The organism is Dermacoccus sp. PE3 (assembly GCF_001021715.1).
Taxonomy (GTDB): domain Bacteria; phylum Actinomycetota; class Actinomycetes; order Actinomycetales; family Dermatophilaceae; genus Dermacoccus; species Dermacoccus abyssi.
Map to the genome: position 1 here is coordinate 389322 of NZ_LDCM01000002.1, position 18394 is coordinate 407715.

At 68.3% G+C, this 18394-nt stretch carries 15 protein-coding genes; 10 read left to right on the forward strand and 5 right to left on the reverse strand.

All coding sequences use genetic code 11. The annotated features are described in order from the left end of the window. Positions 1-14 precede the first annotated feature (14 nt). The 4 genes from AA983_RS07210 (at position 15) to hemQ (ending at position 4383) form a co-directional block, all read left to right on the forward strand. The gene (locus AA983_RS07210) at positions 15-1433 is read left to right on the forward strand and encodes a PLP-dependent aminotransferase family protein (RefSeq protein ID WP_047311539.1); all 1419 of its coding nucleotides are present in this window, start codon (positions 15-17) and stop codon (positions 1431-1433) included. Positions 1434-1488: 55 nt separating this feature from the next. After that, the gene (locus AA983_RS07215) at positions 1489-2022 is read left to right on the forward strand and encodes a DinB family protein (protein WP_047311729.1); all 534 of its coding nucleotides are present in this window, start codon (positions 1489-1491) and stop codon (positions 2020-2022) included. A gap of 118 nt (positions 2023-2140) precedes the next feature. Then, positions 2141-3586 carry a protoporphyrinogen oxidase gene (gene hemG, locus AA983_RS07220; protein WP_047311540.1) on the forward strand — a complete coding sequence of 482 codons (1446 nt, stop codon included), beginning with the start codon at positions 2141-2143 and terminating at the stop codon, positions 3584-3586. A 155-nt stretch (positions 3587-3741) separates the two neighbouring features. Next, entirely contained in the window at positions 3742-4383 is a 642-nt protein-coding gene (hemQ, locus tag AA983_RS07225; protein ID WP_082128793.1) for a hydrogen peroxide-dependent heme synthase, read from the forward strand. An 83-nt stretch (positions 4384-4466) separates the two neighbouring features. Here hemQ and betT read toward each other — a convergent pair whose 3' ends face one another. The 3 genes from betT to AA983_RS07240 form a co-directional block, all read right to left on the reverse strand. Next, positions 4467-6503: a choline BCCT transporter BetT gene (gene betT / locus AA983_RS07230; protein ID WP_047311541.1), complete on the reverse strand. Its 2037-nt coding sequence runs from the start codon at positions 6501-6503 to the stop codon at positions 4467-4469. After that, entirely contained in the window at positions 6500-8242 is a 1743-nt protein-coding gene (gene betA / locus AA983_RS07235; RefSeq protein WP_047311542.1) for a choline dehydrogenase, read from the reverse strand. Before betA ends, betT begins: the two co-directional genes overlap by 4 nt. A gap of 156 nt (positions 8243-8398) precedes the next feature. Beyond that, complete coding sequence (locus AA983_RS07240) at positions 8399-9892, reverse strand: aldehyde dehydrogenase family protein (protein ID WP_047311731.1); 1494 nt, start codon at positions 9890-9892, stop codon at positions 8399-8401. 74 nt (positions 9893-9966) lie between these two features. Here AA983_RS07240 and AA983_RS07245 point away from each other — a divergent pair, with 74 nt between their 5' ends. From AA983_RS07245 to AA983_RS07255, 3 genes are all read left to right on the forward strand, one after another. Beyond that, positions 9967-10533 carry a TetR/AcrR family transcriptional regulator gene (locus tag AA983_RS07245; RefSeq protein WP_047311543.1) on the forward strand — a complete coding sequence of 189 codons (567 nt, stop codon included), beginning with the start codon at positions 9967-9969 and terminating at the stop codon, positions 10531-10533. A gap of 113 nt (positions 10534-10646) precedes the next feature. Then, positions 10647-12221: an acyl-CoA carboxylase subunit beta gene (locus tag AA983_RS07250; RefSeq protein ID WP_047311544.1), complete on the forward strand. Its 1575-nt coding sequence runs from the start codon at positions 10647-10649 to the stop codon at positions 12219-12221. Positions 12222-12232: 11 nt separating this feature from the next. Continuing rightward, a complete protein-coding gene (locus AA983_RS07255; RefSeq protein ID WP_047311732.1) occupies positions 12233-13858 on the forward strand; it encodes an AMP-binding protein in 1626 nt (541 codons plus the stop codon). Positions 13859-13927: 69 nt separating this feature from the next. Here AA983_RS07255 and msrB read toward each other — a convergent pair whose 3' ends face one another. Further along, positions 13928-14350: a peptide-methionine (R)-S-oxide reductase MsrB gene (gene msrB, locus AA983_RS07260; protein WP_047311545.1), complete on the reverse strand. Its 423-nt coding sequence runs from the start codon at positions 14348-14350 to the stop codon at positions 13928-13930. Positions 14351-14475: 125 nt separating this feature from the next. On the opposite strand from msrB, the gene ligD reads away from it, so the two are divergent. Next, positions 14476-15528 (forward strand): non-homologous end-joining DNA ligase, encoded by a 1053-nt coding sequence (gene ligD / locus AA983_RS07265; protein WP_047311546.1) that lies wholly within the window; start codon positions 14476-14478, stop codon positions 15526-15528. 184 nt (positions 15529-15712) lie between these two features. Then, positions 15713-16033 carry a hypothetical protein gene (locus tag AA983_RS07270; protein ID WP_047311547.1) on the forward strand — a complete coding sequence of 107 codons (321 nt, stop codon included), beginning with the start codon at positions 15713-15715 and terminating at the stop codon, positions 16031-16033. A 12-nt stretch (positions 16034-16045) separates the two neighbouring features. On the opposite strand, the gene AA983_RS07275 is transcribed toward AA983_RS07270, so the two are convergent. Further along, a complete protein-coding gene (locus AA983_RS07275; RefSeq protein WP_047311733.1) occupies positions 16046-17098 on the reverse strand; it encodes an ATP-dependent DNA ligase in 1053 nt (350 codons plus the stop codon). A 37-nt stretch (positions 17099-17135) separates the two neighbouring features. Between AA983_RS07275 and AA983_RS07280 the strand changes: the two genes are divergently transcribed. Further along, positions 17136-18308 carry an alpha/beta hydrolase gene (locus tag AA983_RS07280; protein ID WP_052946972.1) on the forward strand — a complete coding sequence of 391 codons (1173 nt, stop codon included), beginning with the start codon at positions 17136-17138 and terminating at the stop codon, positions 18306-18308. Positions 18309-18394 lie beyond the last annotated feature (86 nt).

Genomic DNA, 18394 nt, shown 5'->3' on the forward strand with positions numbered 1-18394 from the left:
GACACAGTGGCCCCATGGAACGCAGGATCGGGGCGAATGCCCTCGCGCGCCTCGTCGGCCCACCACCCGAGCGAGGTTCGGCGTACGCCTGGTTGAGCGACCGCATCGAACGTCTCGTGGCCGACGGCCGGTTGACGCACGACACCCGCCTGCCGAGCGAGCGAGATGCTGCCGTGGCGCTCGGCCTGTCGCGCACGACGGTCACTCACGGGTACGCACTGCTGCGCGAGCGTGGCTTCGCCGAAGCCCGCCGCGGCTCCGGAACGCGCGTGCGCATCCCCGGTGGCCCCGTCTCGGGCGGTGGCGAACCCGTGAGCGGCGTGCTCGGCGGGTTCGATGCGCAGGGAGGAATCAACCTCACCAACACAGCTCCGGCCGCAGTGGGCGGCCTCGCCGAACGGTTCGCGGAGGCCTCGCGGCACCTGGCGGCGTACACCCACGAAGGCGGGTACTTCCGCGACGGCGTGCCCGACCTTCGTGATGCCATCGCTGAGCGCTACACCGCGCGGGGCGTGCCGACGACGCCCCATCAGATCCTCGTGACGACGGGCGCTCTCGCGGGTGTGGCCGCTACGGCGTTGGCGTTTGTTTCGCCTGGTGACGCCGTGGCCGTCGAGCCGTCGGGCTACCCGAACTCGCTTGCGTCGCTGCGAAGCCGTGGCGCGCGGTTCGTACCCGCCGTCGAATCAGTCGACGAGCGTCGTCTCGATGTGCGGGCCACGGCCGAAACCTTCGCGCGCCGTGCGCCGAAGGCGATGCTCGTCATCCCGGACTTTCACAACCCGACGGGCCGGTTCATGGGGGAGGAAGACCGCCATGACCTCGCGCGCCTGTGGGCGAAGCACGGCACCGTCGGCATCGTCGACGAAACCCTGGCCGACCTGTGGCTCGACGCGGCGCCGCGCGTTCGCCCCATGGCGGCGTTTGCTCCCGAGTGCATCACGGTCGGGTCGGCGAGCAAAACGTACTGGGGCGGACTGCGCCTCGGATGGGTGCGCGCGCCGCGCCGCTACATCGGTGCCATCGCGTCGGCGCGCGTGACGCTCGATCTCGGAGCGCCGGTGCTCGAACAGATCGTTCTCGCCGGCCTGCTGCGTGATCAATCGGGCCTCGACGACGAGCGTCGCGCAGAGCTGGCCGGTCGACGAATTCTCCTGCGCGACGCCATAGCCCGGGCCTGCCCGGGGTGGAGTTGTGATCTTCCCGACGGCGGCCTGTCGCTGTGGTGGAGGCTGCCGGGTGCGCAGTCGAGCGAGATCGTGCGGCGAGCTGCCGCGCGCGGTCTCACCCTCACTCCGGGCAGTGCCTTCTCCCTCGACGGACGTGGCCTCGAAGGGCGACTTCGGACTCCGTTCACACTGGCCGAGGACGATCTGCGGCGCGCCGCAGACGTTCTCGGTGAGGTCAACGCCTCACTCGCCTCCCGCACGTAGGGTGACGTCGCTGCACGAGGAGAGCGGAGCGCCCGAGATGACAGGTGGTTCAGCGATGTCGGCTGACGAAAGGCGCTGGGCGCCGGTGCAGGGCGACGAGGTCGCCACGCTGCGCGGGATGCTCGAGCACCACCGCGACACGCTGCGGTGGAAGTGCTCCGGCCTCGACGACGAGCAGTTGCGTCGGGCCCTGCCCCCGACGGACATGACGCTCGCCGGGCTGATGCTGCACCTCACGATGGTGGAGGCAGGTTGGTTCAACCTCACCTTCGCGGGCGGCATCGAGCGCCCCGATTGGCTCGCGCACTCCCACGGAGCCGGTGTGGACTGGGCGTGGGAGCACGCGGCCGATCACTCCCAGAAACAGCTGTGGGAGTGGTTCGACGACGCCGTCGCGGTCAGTGACCGTATCGTCGACGAAGCCCTCGCCCACGACGCCGGTCTGGACGCTCTCGCCGTCAACCCTCGGGAGGACGAAGGAACAGTGAGCCTCCGTTGGATCCTCGTGCACATGATCGAGGAGTACGCGCGGCACAACGGTCACGCCGATCTCCTGCGTCAGGCCGTCGACGGAAGTACGGGGGAGTAGCCGCACCCGTCGCTCCCTGGTGGGTCGCTGCCGCCCGAGTCGGGACCAACGTCACGACTTGCCCCCAACGCGCCGCCCCGGCGACCCCCACCCGCGCTGGGAGTGGGAAACTGGGAGCATGAAGTCGGTCGCGATCGTCGGTGGTGGAGTGAGCGGTCTCGTCGCCGCGTGGCATCTCGCGACGACGGCGCCCTCGTGGAAGATCACCGTCTTCGAAGCCGACGAGCGCGTGGGCGGCAAATTGCGCCAGGAGGAGATCGCCGGGCACCGCGTCGACGTCGGTGCCGAGTCGGCCCTCTGGCGCCGCCCCGAGGTAGTCGACCTGCTCGCCGAGCTCGGCGTCGAGGCCGTTCACCCCCAACGTTTCCCGGCCCTCCTGTGGTCCCGCGGCTCGCTCGAGGCGCTACCTGCCGGCACACTCATGGGCATTCCGTCAGACCCCGAGTCGGCCCGCGGGCTGCTCTCCGACGACGAGGTGGCTCGTGCCGCCGACGAGCGTCCGGTCGAGATCTCGGTGCCCCGTTCCGAAGCCGGTGACAGCGCAGATGACCTGGCCGACATCAGCGTCGGTGACGCTGTCGAGCAGGCCCTCGGCGCCGCCGTCGTCGACCGCATGGTCGAGCCACTGCTCGGCGGGGTCTATGCAGGCAACGCCCGCGAGCTCTCGGCCCGTGCCTGTGTGCCTCCGCTCTTCAAGGCCCTGCGCCACGGCCAGCGCCTCACCGAGGCCGCCCGGGCCGCTTCGTCGGCGGTCTCGTCGAACGACACACGGCAGGTGTTCGGGGCGCCCACTGACGGCATGGGATCGCTGCCCGAAGCGCTTCGCGCCGGTCTCGCCGATCGCGGCGTGGACGTCGTCACCGGTGCGCGCGTCACCGAGCTGCGCCGCTCGCTCGGCCATCGCGGCACGTGGCACCTCGAAGTCGAACGGGACGGTCTGCCCGAACCGCACGAGGCCGACGGCGTCATCGTCACGACGGCGGCGCCCGCAGCCGCCCGCCTGCTCGCGGCCATCGCGCCCGAAGCCTCGGACGCGCTCGGCGGCATCGAGTACGCCACCATGGCGATCGTCACCTACGCCTTCCCGGCCTCCGTCCACGCGAGCCTTCCCGAGGGAACGGGCTTCCTCGTCCCTCCGGTGGACGGACGCACGATCAAGGCCTCGACCTTCTCCAGCGTCAAGTGGCCGTGGCTCGCCGAGGCCGCGCCGGACGTGGCCTACGTACGCGTGTCGATGGGGCGCCATCGCGACGAGGCCGTCCTCGATCATGCCGACGACGAACTCCTTGCCCTCGGCTTGGACGACCTAGGCGAGGCGACCGGTCTCGACCTTCCCGCCCCGCTCGACGCCCACGTCCAGCGCTGGGCGAACGGTCTGCCGCAGTACGCCCTCGGCCACGTCGAGCGTGTCCGACGCATCCGTGACGACCTCACGCGGCTGCCCGCCCTCGACGTCGCCGGGGCGGCCCTTGACGGCGTCGGCATCCCCGCCTGTGTCGCCACGGCGCGCGCCGCCGCCGACCGCGTCCTCGACGACCTCGCCGCTCAAGACGCGCTCGCCTGAGCCCCCGAACCTGTTCCGAACAAGCACGCACCCGAAGGAGAATCACGGTGACCACCCCGCAGCCGGAGAACCCGCAGAACCCCGAGAAGACGAGTTCGCGCCCCGAGCCGAAGCACGTCACGGTCGACCGCATCAACGCTTCCCGCATCTACGCGATGTGGTCGGTCTTCACCATCGTCGACAAGGTCGACGGCGACCGTGAGGCCATCGCGCGTGAGGCAGACGAGTACCTCGACTCGCTCGCGGGCAAGGGCGTGACCGTGCGCGGCACGTACAACCTCTCCGGCTTCCGCGCCGAGGCCGACCTCATGATCTGGTGGCACGGCGAGTCGATCGACGAGCTGCAGAAGGCCTACTCGGGCTTTCTCGCCACCGACCTCGGCCGTCACCTCGAGCCGTACTGGTCGAACGTCGCGATGCACCGGGTGGCCGAGTTCAACCGCGGCCACATTCCGGCGTTCATGGCCGAGGAGACGCCGCGCAAGTACATCTGCGTCTACCCGTTCGTGCGCAGCTACGACTGGTACCTGCTGCCCGACGAGGACCGCAAGAAGATGCTTCACGACCACGGCATGGCCGCCCGTGAGTACCCGGACGTGCGCGCCAACACGATCGCCTCGTTCGGCATGGGTGACTACGAGTGGATCCTCGCCTTCGAGGCAGACGAGATGTACCGCATCCTCGACCTCATGCGCGAGATGCGGTACACGGAGGCTCGTCGTCACGTGCGCGAGGAGACGCCGTTCTTCTCCGGCCCGCAGATCACGATGAGCGAGTTCGTCGCGCGCATGCGCTGACCCGCCGAGCCTGTTCAGCACGACAAAGGCGGCGGGTACCGGATCAGATCCGGTACCCGCCGCCTTCGTGCGTCAGCCGATGGTCACTCGGTTTCCTGGGCGACCGTGGCGTTCGTGTTCAGCCACCACGTGTAGTGGTCGAGCACGTCGTGCGCGATCTCTTCCTTGGAGTAGGTGAGCACGTCGTACGCGCCACCGCCGGGGACAACGACCTCGAGCTGGCACGAGATGTCGTCCGCCTCGATCATGCGCGCGCCGTAGGACGCGACCTTGATGCTGCGGATCTGGCTCGTGTAGTGGAAGTCCTCGGCGCGCGGGTCGGCCGCGTGCACGGTGAGGGTCACCGAACGGCGTAGCTGCTTGGTCGGCTGCGCCAGGTGCTCGAGCTCGGCGTTGACGCCTCGCTCACGCAGTTCGGCGACGACCTCCTCGAGAGCCGGGACGACGACCTCGTCCATGCGTTCCTCCGTGGCCTTCGCAGACACACTGCCGAACTGACGCGCGAGGCGGTTCTTCCACGAGCCGTTCGCGGTCGGCGGCGCACCGATCGTGCCCGAGCGCAGCGAGTCCAGCATCGCGCTGGCGTGCCGCTGTTCGCCGGTCAGCGCACGGTGGATACCGATCATCACGAGGATCATGACGAAGGCGAACGGCAGACCCATGACGATCGTCGCGTACTGCAGCGCGGTGATACCGCCGACGATGAGCATCGCGATGGTCAGCACGCCGGTCGCGGCGGCCCACAGGACACGCACCCACGGCTTGGCGTCGGTCTCGGCGTCCGGCAGGTCGGAGCTGAGGTTCGCCATAACGAGGGCGCCGGAGTCGGCGGACGTCACGTAGAACAGCAGGCCGACGAACGTGGCCAGACCGATGATGAACGTTGCCGCCGGGAACTGCTGGAGCAGCTGGTAGAAACCGGATTCCGGCGTGTTGACCGCGGCGTCGCCGAAGGCCTTGTCACCGTCCATGATCCGCTTGATCGCGGTGTTACCGAACATCGTCACCCACATGACGATGTAAAGGAACGGGATCGTCAGCGTGCCCACGACGAACTGGCCGATCGTGCGGCCCTTCGAGATGCGGGCCAGGAACATGCCGACGAAGCTTGCCCAGGCGATCCACCAGGCCCAGAAGAACAGGGTCCACAGGTTCATCCACTCGCCCGGGTAGTCGTACGCCATCGTGTCGAGCGTCATGCCCGGGAAGAGGTTGACGAAGTCACCGACGTTCATCGTCGCCGCGCGCAGGAGGAAGCGGGTGTCGCCGAAGACGAGCACCCAACCCGCGAGGAACAGCGCGAGGAGGACGTTGAGCTGGCTGAGGATGCGGATGCCCTTGTCGATGCCCGACGTCGCGGAGATCGTCGCGGTGACGACGGCGACGACGACGAGACCGATCTGAGCGGGCACGCCCTGGTCGATGCCGAACAGCAGGTCGAGACCGACGTTGAGCATGACGACGCCGATGCCGAGGCTGGTCGCCACACCGAAGATCGTGCCGAGCACCGTGGCGATGTCGACCGCGTTGCCGATGCCGCCGTTGATGCGCTTGCCGAACAGCGGGTAGAGCGCCGAACGCACCGCGAGCGGCAGGCCCTTGCGGTGGGCGAAGTAGCCGAGGGCGATACCCATGAGCGTGTACATGCCCCAGCCGGTGATGCCGTAGTGGAACAGGGTCCACACCGTGCCCTCACGCGCGGCGTCGAGCGTTTCGCCCTTGCCCTGCGGCGGTGCGAGGTACTGCGACGCAGGTTCGGCGACGGCGAAGAACATGAGGTCCGTGCCGATGCCGGCGGCGAACAGCATGCTCGCCCAGGCGAACGTCGAGTACTCGGGACGGTCGTGGTCGTGCCCGAGACGGATGCGACCAAAGCGCAGCGCCAGGTACACGACGAAGAACAGAACGATCGTCGCCAGGGCGATGTAGAACCAGCCGAACCAGCCACCCATCCACTCGACGACCGTGCCGAGCTGGCTCTCGGCCCCCTTCGGGTCGATGAGGGCCCACCCGGCCACGACCGCGATGAACACGGCCGTGGTCCACAGGACGACAGGCTTGATCCGGGCTTCGCCGGGTGTTTCGACCTCGGCGTCGGGGGCGGGCGTCACCGAGCTCATCGCGGCTCTCCCACGATGGCGGCAGCGCTCGGGATCTCGCTCTTGGCGTCCCAGGCGTCGTTGCGCGGGTCGCCCTCGGGGTAGAGCGGCATACCGGCCTTGGCACGGTAGGTGGGCGGGTTCTCCGGAGCGAGCATCGTGTTGCCGGCGATGAGGTCGGCGGCACGCTCGGCTACCATCATGACCGGCGCGTAGATGTTGCCGTTCGTGATGCTCGGGAAGACCGACGCGTCGGCGACCCGCAGGCCCTCGGTGCCGTGCACGCGCATCGAGTTCGGGTCGACGACGGACATCTCGTCGGTGCCCATCTTGGCCGAGCACGAGGGGTGCAGGGCCGTCTCGGCGTCCTTCGCGATCCAGTCGATGATCTCCTCGTCCGTCTGGACGGCGCTTCCGGGGGAGATCTCGCCACCGTCGAACGGCGAGAGCGCGGGCTGGCTGAGGATGTGGCGCGCGGCGCGCACGACCTCGACCCACTCGCGGCGGTCGCGCTCGGTCGACAGGTAGTTGAACAGGATGCTCGGGTGCTTCTTCGGGTCGTTGCTCGTGATGCGCACGTGGCCGCGCACGTCGGAGTTCATCGGGCCGATGTGCACCTGGTAGCCGTGCTCGTGACCGCCGCCCGTGCCGTCGTAACGCACTGCGACCGGCAGGAAGTGGAACATGAGGTTCGGGTACTGAACCTCTTCGTTCGTACGGATGAAGCCGCCCGCCTCGAAGTGGTTCGAGGCGCCGACACCGGCGTTGGCGAAGAGCCACTGCGCGCCGATGTAGGGCGCCTTCCACTTCTTGAGCCAGGGCTGGATGGAAACCGGCTGCACCGACTCGTGCTGGAGGTAGACCTCGAGGTGGTCCTGGAGGTTCTCGCCGACGCCCGGCAGGTCGACGCGGGTCTCGACGCCCGCGGCCGCGAGGACCTCGGGGTTGCCGACGCCCGAGAGCTGCAGCAGCTGCGGCGTGTTGAACGCGCCACCACACAGGATCACCTCGCCGGCTTCGACGGAGTGCTTGCGGCGACCGCCGCGCACGAAGTCGACGCCGGTGACGCGGTTGCCGTCCCAGCGCAGGTTCGTGACGAAGGCGAGCGTCGCGATGTCGAGATTCTTGCGGTTCTTGACCGGCCACAGGTAGGAGCGGGACGCGCTCATGCGCGAGCCGTTCTTCGTCGTGTGGTCGAAGGGTGCGAAGCCCTCCTGGCGGTAGCCGTTGACGTCATCCGTCGGGGCGTAGCCGGCCTGCTGGGTGGCCTCGAAGAAGGCCTGGAACAGGGGAGAGGTAGCCGGGCCGCGCTCGAGCGTGAGGGGACCGGAACCGCCGCGCCAGGCGTCGGCGCCCGCGAGCGTCGTCTCCATGCGCTTGAAGTAGGGCAGGCAGTGGGCGTAGTCCCAGTCCTCCATGCCGGCGAACGTGGCCCACTTGTCGTAGTCGCCTCGGTTGCCGCGCTGGAAGATCATGCCATTGATGGAGCTGGAGCCACCGAGCACCTTGCCGCGGGTGTGCGCGACGCGCCGACCACCCATGAAGGGCTCCGGGTCGCTCTCGTAGCGCCAGTCGTAGAGCGGGTTGCCGCTGGGGAACATGAGCGCGGCGGGCATGTGGATGAGCGGGTCGATCTTGAAGTCGGCGCGCCCGGCCTCGAGCACGAGAACGCTCGTGTTCGAGTCGGCCGAGAGGCGGTTGGCCAGCGCGGAGCCGGCCGAGCCGCCACCGACGATGACGTAGTCGTAACGCTTCTTCATCGAGATAAATCTCCTTGTGTTCTCACATGGTCGTCCTCGAACGAACCCTGCCCCACAGAGTTCGTTCGAGGACCTGAAAGCGGATGGTTGGTTCGACGGGGCGAACCTCACCGGGAGCGATATGTGTGCTGCTCGGCCCGAGGCGGGCGGGGCAGGTCAGCTCTCGCGGCCGCTGAACCAGTCGGCCGGTGCGGGGTCGATGTTGTGCCAGATGTGCTTGGTCTCGAGGTACTCGCCGAGTCCGTGCTCGCCGAGCTCGCGGCCGATACCGCTCTGCTTCATGCCGCCCCACTCGGCCTGCGGCACGTAGGGGTGGTAGTCGTTGATCCACACGGTTCCGTGACGCAGGCGGCGCGCCATGCGCTCGGCACGTCCGGCGTTCTGCGTCCAGACTGCGCCGGCCAGGCCGTAGATCGTGTCGTTCGCGATGGCGACGGCGGCGTCCTCGGTGGACTTGGCGTCGTCGCCGGAGAACGTCTCGACGGTGAGCACGGGGCCGAAGGACTCGTCGTGGACGCAGCGCATCGAGCTGTCGCAACCGTCGAGGATCGTCGGCAGGTAGTAGGAGCCCTTCGCGAGCTCGCCCTCGCCGCGCTTGCCGCCGGTGAGCAGCTTCGCGCCGTCCTCGATGGCTTCCTTGACGTAGGTGTCGACCTTCTCGAGGTGGGCTTCGCTGATGAGCGGCCCGGTCTCGGCGTTGTCGTCGAACGGGCCGCCGAGGCGGATGAGTTCGGCGCGGCGCACGAGTTCGGTGACCACCTCGTCGTGGATGGACTCCTCGACGACGAGGCGCGTTCCGGCCGAGCAGACCTGGCCGGAGTCGAGGAAGACTGCCGTCAGGGCGTTGTCGATGGCGGCCGGGATGTCGGCGTCGGCGAACAGGACGTTGGGGTTCTTGCCGCCGAGTTCGAGGGCGATCTTCTTGACGGTCGGTGCGGCCGCTGCCATGATCGCGCGGCCGGTGACGAGGCCGCCGGTGAAGCTGACGAGGTCGACGTCCTCGTTCGTCGTCATCTCGGATCCGACCGTGGCGCCGGGGCCGGTGACGAGGTTCGCGACGCCGGCGGGCAGGCCCGCCTCGGCGAGGGCGTCCATGAGCCACATCGAGCTCTGCGGCGTCAGCTCGGCGGGCTTGAGGACGAAGGTGTTGCCGGCAGCGATGGCCGGGGCGATCTTCCAGGCCGTCTGCAGCAGGGGGTAGTTCCACGGCGTGATGAGTGAGCAGACGCCGACCGGTTCGGTGACGACGCGGCTCGCGACGTTGGGCATGCCGGTGTCGACGACGCGGCCGGCCTCCTTGTCGGCCAGAGCGGCGAAGTGACGGAAGACGCCGATGATGTCGTCCATGTCGTACTGGGACTCGACGAAGCGCTTGCCGGTGTCCTGCGACTCGACTCGGGCGACCTTGTCCCTGTCGCGCTCGAGCAGGTCGGCGAGCTTGTCGAGAATGGCGCCGCGCTCCTTGGCGGGCGTCGCGGACCAGGCGCCGTCGTCGAACGTGCGGCGGGCGGCCGCGATGGCCTTCTGCGCGTCCGCCTCGGCGCCTTCGCTCACCGTGATGACGTGGGATCCGTCGGCGGGGCAGGTGATCTCACGGTTCTCGCCGGATGCGGCCTCGACCCACGCGCCATCGATGTAAATGCTGGGCACGGTCACTCCTTCACTGATCGTCGTGATGAACGCTCGTTCTAGACCAACGATAACGCACGTTATATTCTGGCACCGTGGAACCCCGCAAACCCGTTCGCGAGCGCCTGCTCGACGCTGCCGACGCGCTGCTGTTCGTCGAGGGTGCCTTCGCCACGCCCGTCGACACGATCCTCAAGGCCGCGGGGGCGTCGCCGCCCAGCCTCTACTCGCACTTCGGGAACAAGGAAGGCCTCATCGCGGCGGCTCTGCGTCGTCGGTACGAGGTGTGGAAGCAGGTCTGGGACGACGAGATCGCCGCAGCCCCGGACGACGCAGGGCGCGTGCTCGCGCTGTGGAACGCGTTGCGCACCTACCAGTCCGAGCGGATGACGGAGCGCTGGTGCGCTTTCACCGGTACGGCTGCGGCGTTCCCCGACCCGGCGCCGGAACTGCGGGAGATCCTCGACCTCGAGACGGCGCTGTTGCGTGACCGGCTGCTCGAGACGGCCACACCGATTGCCGGTGAACGAGCCGAAGCGTTGGCGTCTGCCCTCATGGTGACGTACGCAGGAACGATGGCGCTCATGCTGCGCGAGCCGTACGAGAAAGCGATCGACGAGGGGCGCGCCGGAGCGGCGTCCCTGTGCGCCGCCTTCGCCTGACGACGATGTCTGATTCTGTAGACGTTGCGCGTCGTTTGTGACGCCGAACGTCTACAAAATCGGCTGTTCGCGATCGACGTGGAGGGGATGGCTCAGCCTTTAGCGTGTGTGACGTGACACACGTGGAAGGGGACGGTGTGCCCGAGGAGAACCCGCTCGCCGCTGAACTCGACGAGCACCGCGCCCGGATCGCCGATGGGGCCCGCCCCGGGGCCATGGCCAAGCGCGCCGCAACCGGCCACCGCTCGGTGCGCGAGAACATTCGAGATTTCGTGGGCGCCGGAACGTTCCACGAGTACGGCTCGGCGACGATCGCCGCCCAACGCTCACGCCGCGACCTCGACGACCTCAAGGCGTCGACGCCCGCCGACGGCATGGTGACGGGTGTGGCGCGGGTACCGGTCGACGGCGGTGAGCTGACCTGCGTCGTGCTCGGGTACGACTACACCGTTCTCGCCGGAACGCAGGGCTACTTCAACCACAAGAAGACCGACCGCGCACTCGAGGTCGCGCGCGAGCGCCGACTGCCGGTCGTGCTCTTCGCCGAGGGCGGCGGCGGGCGTCCCGGTGACGTCGATGCGATGCTCGTCAGTGCCACGGGGCTCGACCTCGGCACCTTCGCGGCGCTCGGTGCGCTCAACGGCCTCGTCCCGACGGTCGCCGTCGTCACCGGCCGCTGCTTTGCCGGCAACGCAGCCATGGCGGGCACGTGCGACATCATCATCGCGACGGCCGACAGCTCGATCGGTATGGCGGGCCCCGCGATGATCGAGGGTGGCGGACTGGGCCGCGTCGCGGCAGACGAGGTCGGGCCGATGAGCGTCCAGGCCCCGAACGGGGTCGTCGACCTTGTCGTCGACGACGACGCGCAGGCCGTCGAAGCGGCGCGCGACTACCTCTGGTTGCTCTCCGGACTTCCTGGCACGGGCGAGGCGCCCGACCAACACGTGCTGACGACGCTCGTGCCCCAGCGCCGCAAGCTCGTCTACGACATCCGCACGGCCATCGAGACGCTCGCCGACGACGGCTTCGTCCTCGAATTGCGGCCCGAATTCGCGCCGAATGCTGTCACCGCGCTCGTCCAGATCGGCGGACGCACCTGTGGCGTCATGGCCAACGACTGCGGTGTGCTCGGCGGGGCCATCGACGCGGCGGCCGGCGACAAGTTCGCGCGCTTCATGCAGTTGTGCGAGGGCTACGGCATCCCGCTTGTCTCCCTCTGCGACACACCGGGATTCATGGTTGGCCCCGACGCCGAGCGCGAGGGAACGGTTCGGCACGTGAGCCGGATGTTCGTCGCAGGTGCGCGCCTCACGGTGCCGACGATCGTCGTCATCACCCGCAAGGGCTACGGCCTCGGCGCGATGGCGATGGCGTGCGGGGGCTTCCGACGAACGTCCGCCACACTCGCCTGGCCGACGGCGGAGATCGGAGCCATGGGACTCGAAGGAGCGGTGCGGCTCGGCTTCGCCAAGGAACTGGGCGCCATCGAAGACCCTGCGGCTCGTGAGGAGCGGTTCGAGGAACTCGTCGCGCAGCAGTACGAGCAGGGCAAGGCGCTCAACGCGGCACGCCTCGACGAGATCGACGAGATCATCCACCCCGCCGAGACCCGTGAGCGCATTCTTCAGCTCATCGGCGGATTCCCGGGCGAGCGCTCGACACGGCCGCACATCGACACCTGGTGAAGGAGCACAACATGGGGAAGAACACGATGACACTGGAGGCCTACCTTGACGACGTCAGGGCGCGGCAGTCACGCCACCGCGGGTCGGGGTGGAGCGACGAGGTCGACTACCCGATCGGTCGGGTGACCTTGCCCGCACACGTTGAGCACTGGGCGGGGGAGCGACCGGATCGGGTCGCCCTCGTCGAGGGCCCGACGACGATGACGTACCGCGAACTCGACGACGCCCATCGTCGTGTCGCCGGGTGGCTTCGGGAGCACGGCGTGACGAAGGGTGACCGAGTTGCAGTGCACCTGGGCAACCGACACGAATTCGTTGTCACGTTCCTCGCGGTGTTGCGTCTCGGCGCGGTGCACGTGCCGGTGAACCCGATGTTCAGCGCCCACGAGGTGGCCCACGAGCTGCGCGACAGCGAGGCACGGATCATCGTGACGTCGTCGGTCACCGAGAAGCCGGCGCGTGACGGTGCGGCGCAGGTGGAGCACGAGTGCGAGGTCGTGGTGGTCGACGATGGCTCGTCCCGGATGACCGATGGGCCGCGCGTGGATGAAGACGCAGGGGAGTGGAATGCCCTCGCGGCGCTCAACTACACCGGTGGCACGACGGGTCTGCCGAAGGGTTGTTGTCACTCGCAGGGGGACATGGTCTACACAGCGGCGAGCACCGCACAGGCGAACGGCCTCGATGCCCACGGTGACTTCACGGCGTTGTGCTACCTGCCGATCTTCTGGATCGCCGGGGAGGATCTCGGCATCCTGCTCCCTGTCGTCCTCGGCGGTACGAGCGTTCTCTTGTCGCGGTGGAACGCCGACGCCGTGCTCGATGCCATTGAAGAGCACCACGTCCAGGTCATGGTCGGCACGGTCGAGAACTATCTCGAACTCATGGCGCGCGACGACATCGGCTCGCGCGATCTGTCGTCGCTCACCGATCCGCAGGCCGTCTCGTTCGTTCGCAAGATGACTCCTGAGGTGCGTGCCTCATGGACGGCTGCCGTCCCGGACGGCGGTGTGCTTCGTGAGGCCGCCTACGGCATGACGGAGACGCACACGATGGACACGAGCCCCTACGGGCTGCACGCAGACGACATGGACCTGCGTGCCGAGCCCGTTTTCTGCGGCCTGCCCGTGCCGGGAACCGACATCGCCGTCGTCGAATTCGGCACGCAGACACCGGTGCCCGTGGGCGAGACGGGCGAGATCATCGTCCGCAGCCCGTCGGTCACGAGTGGCTACTGGCGCAACGAGGGAGCCACCCGACGTCAGCTTGTCGACGGATGGCTCCACACCGGCGACAACGGACGTATCGACGACGAGGGCTTCGTGCACTATCTCGGACGCGACAAGGAGATGATCAAGGTCAAGGGGATGAGCGTGTTCCCGGCCGAGGTCGAGATGGCGGTGGCGGCTCATCCTGCCGTCGTAGCGTGCGCCGTCGTTGCAAAGCCCGACGACGAGACGGGGGAGCGCCCGGTCGCGTTCGTCACGGTCACCGAGGCGGTCGATGCCGACCGGCTGCGTGAGTTCGCTGCTGAGCGCTTGGCTGCCTACAAGGTTCCCGAGATCCGCGTCATCGAGGCGATGCCCATGACGCCGACCGGCAAGATCCGCAAGAACGAGTTGGGCGCACAAGGCTGAACCATGCTCGCCCACACAGATCGGGCCCTTCCACTGTGCACGTGGAGGGGCCCGATGTGTCGTGGTTGTTCAGTTCTCGTCGGCGGGCTCCAGCGTCATGCTGATCGAGTTGATGCAGAAGCGCTCGTCGGTCGGCGTCGGGTAGCCCTCGCCGCGGAAGACGTGGCCGAGGTGGCTGTCGCAGTTCGCGCACCGCACTTCGGTACGCACCATCCCCATGCTGCGGTCCTCGAGGAGCGTGACGTTCTCGGCGTCCTCGGGCGCGTAGAAGGACGGCCATCCGCAGTGGCTGTGGAACTTCTCCTTGCTGGTGAACAGCGTTGCGCCACAGGCACGGCAGCGATACGTGCCCGCCGTCTCGGTGTCGGTGTACTCACCCACGAACGGACGCTCGGTGCCTCCCTGGCGCAGGACGGCGTACTCCTCGGGCGTCAGCTTCTCGCGCCACTGCTCGTCGGTGGTGTCGTTCATGGTGCGGGGCAGGTCGCTCATGTCGCTCCTTCGCGGGTGGGGTGCAAAGTTCAACGTCGGGCGCTGCCCAGACCTTCCCGATGTTGCCTGGGAAACGCGGCATCGGTGACGCGGCGACCGCTCATCATCGGCTTAGGGTGGCGAACATGAGCGCTGCAGCCGTCGTCCTCGAGGTTCCCGGACCGGACGACGAGGTCCGCAAGGTCAAGGTCTCGAGTCCCGATCGCCTCGTCTATCCCGACGACGGGGTGACGAAGCTCGACGTCGTCGAGTACCTGCTCGCCGTCGCGGAGCAGTTCCTGCGATGGAGCGGTGACCGGCCCATCGCATTGGAGCGCTACCCGAAGGGCCTCGGGGAGAAGCCGTTCTTCTCGAAGAACCCGCCGAAGGGCGCACCCGCCTACGCGCGTTCGGTGATGTGCACCTACCCCAGCGCGCGGGCGCACGAGCAACTCGTGCTCGACGAACCGGCGATGCTCGCGTGGTGTGCGCAGATGAACACGGTGACGTTCCACCCGTGGCCGGTGAAGGCCGAGGACAACGACAACCCGGACGAGTTGCGCATCGACCTCGACCCGCAGCCGGGTCGTGACTTCACGGACGCCGTCGAAGCGGCGTTCGCGCTCAAGGAACTCATGGAGTCGCTCGGGTGCACTCCGTTCGTCAAGACGTCCGGCAACCGCGGTGTCCACGTCTACTCGCGCATCGCGCCGACGCACGAGTTCCTCGACGTTCGCCACGGCGTCATCGGAATAGCACGGGAGCTAGAACGGCGTTTGCCTGACCTCGTGACGACCGAGTGGTGGAAGGAGTTGCGCGGCGAGAAGGTGTTCGTCGATTTCAACCAGGCCAACCGCGACCGCACGATCGCCGCCGCCTACTCGCCGCGCCCGCTCGCCGGGGCGCCGGTGTCGATGCCGGTGATGTGGTCCGAGCTTCGCGACGTGAGGCCGAGCGACTTCACGGTCCGAACCGTGCCGGAGATCGTCGCCGAACGCGGGGATGCGTGGGCGCCCACCGGCGGCGCCTCGATGAACGATCACGTCGGCGATGTGGCGGCTGCCATCGCGCTGTGGGACGCCGACGTCGAGCGTGGCCTGCCCGAGATGCCGTTCCCACCCGACTACCCGAAGATGCCCGGTGAGCCTCCGCGCGTCCAGCCGAGCCGCGCGAAGAAGGCGCCCACCACCGACGCCTGATGCGGCGCCACGACTGTTGGGCAGGGTTTCCTGCGGTTGGGTAGTGACCGCCTCGGCCCAGCCGCAGGGAACTCTGCCCAACGCGGTTGCGCGGCCCGTCGGGCACCGCCCAGCCGCGCGAATCAGCCGATCGTCATGTCAAGCCAAATTGACATCTACGTGACGTGGCTCCTACCATTATTGGATGCCGAAGATCAGCAAGCCGTTGCCGCAGGAGCTTCGCGGCATCTCCGAGAAGTCCGTCGAAGAGGCCGCAGCCCGCATCATGGAGGGCTTCCGGGTGCAGACGCACCTGTTCACCAAGGACGAGCTCGAGGGCCTCGCGATGCTAAACAACCTCATGAGCGACACCATCAAGTGGGTCGTCGCCGAGCGTCGCGCCAAGGGCGACTCCTGGTCGCAGATCGGCTCCAGCCTCGGCATCAGCAAGCAGGCCGCGCAGCAGCGCTTCGGCAAGAAGGCGCCGGCGCCCGTCGTCGACGAGGATGTCGCCATCAGCGCCTGACGGCGTCGCCTCTCAGGACGAGCGCAGCACCCGTCCCAGGTCATACGCGGGTGCGCGGTCGACCTGCTCCATCGTGCACGACTCCGGCTCACGGTCCGGGCGCCAGCGCAGGAACGACACGGCGTGACGGAAGCGGTGGCCCTCCAACTGATCGAACGCCACCTCGACGACGCGTTCCGGACGTACCGTGACGAACGACACGTCCTTCGACGCGCTGAAGCGTGAACGGTCCGTCTCACCCGTCACCGCGTCACCCTCCTCGTCGCGCACGACGAGCGGCTCCAACTCCTCGACGAGTTCTTCGCGCCGCTTGGCGGTGAAGGCGCTGATGCCTCCGACGTTGTAGAGCTTGCCGTCGTCCGCGTAGAGGCCGAGCAACAGCGACCCCACGCCGGACCCGCTCTTGTGCACGCGGTAGCCCACGAGCACCGCCTCCGCAGTGCGCTTGTGCTTCACCTTGATCATCGTGCGCTTGTTCTGCTCGTACGCACCGTCGTCGGCCTTTGCCACGACGCCGTCGAGTCCGGCGCCCTCGAACTCCTCGAACCAACGCTGCGCCTCGGCAGGGTCGTCGGTCGTGCGGGTGAGGAACAGCGAATCCGAGTCCGGCAGGTCGGCGAACACCGCCTCGAGCCGTGCGCGGCGCTCGGTGTAGGGCAGGGCAGTGAGATCCTCGTCGCCCAGTGCGAGCAGGTCGAAAGCGATCACCTGCGCGGGCGTCTCGGTGGACAGCTTCTCGATGCGCGAGGCCGCAGGGTGAATCCGCTGACCGAGCGCGTCCCAGTTGAGGCGCTGCGCGCCCGGCTCGCCGCTCGTCACGACGATCTCCGCGTCGAGAACGATCCGCTCCGGCAGAACCCCGAGCAGGTGCTCCACCACCTCGGGGAAGTAGCGCGTGAGCGACTTCGTGCCGCGTGACTGCAACTCGACCTCGTCGCCGTCCCGCGCCACGATGCAACGGAATCCGTCCCACTTGGGCTCGTACGTGTAGCCGGCGTCGGTGGGCACGCGCGTCGCCGCCTTGGCCAGCATCGGCGCGACGGGGAGATCGAGAGGCAGATCCATGCCGACCATTCTCGCGCGCCGGTGAAAGGATGGGAACGTGCAACGTCCATCTGCTCGCCGTTCCCTGGCCATCGGCGCGATCGTCGGTGGCTCCCTCGCTGCCACGACCTCGCTCGCGTCCGTGGCCGTTGCCGCGTTCTTCGCGCGCAAACTCGTCACGCCGGAGCGCGAACGTCCGGATGACGCAACGGTGCTCACCGTCAGACACGGACGCGACGGACGTGTCACCTCCGCGGTCTTCGCCCCGACCGTCGAGTCCCGGGCCCCGGGCCGCTATGGGCTGTTCTGGGACAACGAACGCGGTCACGCCCGAATCGGCGAGGTGCTCGGCGAGACCGAGCACGGCGACATCATCCGTCGCGTCGACTCGGTCACCCGCGGCGACCTCGAACCCGGGCGCGCCCGGTGGAGCGGCTGGTACGTCGACGGGTCACCCCAGGACGCCTACGGCATCGAGACCGAAGACGTCGTCCTCGAAACCGAGTACGGGCCCGCGCCCGCATGGGTGACACACGCCGGGGACGGTCAGCGCTGGGCCGTTCTCGTCCACGGGCGTGGCGCGCGTCGCGGCGAAACCCTGCGTGCCGTACCGGTGCTTCACGACCTCGGTATCACCTGCGTTGTCACGAGCTACCGCAACGACTTCGAGGGCCCGCCGAGCCTCGACGGGCGTTACGGCCTCGGACTCACCGAGTGGAAGGACGTCGAGACCGCCGTTCAGTACGCCCTCGCGCACGACGCCACGAGCGTCGATCTGCTCGGGTGGTCCATGGGTGGCGCCATCACCATGCAGTTCCTCGCGCGCTCCGATTTTGCGCCGTTCGTACACAAGGTCGTTCTCGACGGTCCGGTGCTCGACTGGGCTGATGTCATGCTCCACCACGCGCGTGCCAATCGCGTGCACCCCAGCCTCGCGACGCTGTCCGGGTTCCTCCTCGGAAGCCGCACGAGCCGGCACACCATCGGGGTGAGCGAGGCCGTCGACATCAAGCTGACGAACTGGGTCGAGCGCGCCGACGAACTCGTCAAGCCGATGCTCGTCATCCACTCCGTCGACGACGAGTTCGTGCCGTACGGGCCGAGCGCGGCCGTCGCTGCGGCGCGCCCGGATCTCGTGCGCTGGGAACGTTGGGAGGTCGCGCGACACGTGCGCGAGTGGAACACCGACCCGGAGCGCTGGGAGAGCGTCGTTCGCGACTACCTCGCCTGACGAGCCAGGGCTCTGCCCACCTCAACGGACGCCGAGGCCTTCTGCGCGCGAACGAGAGTCGGCGAATCACCGCACGAGGACGACGC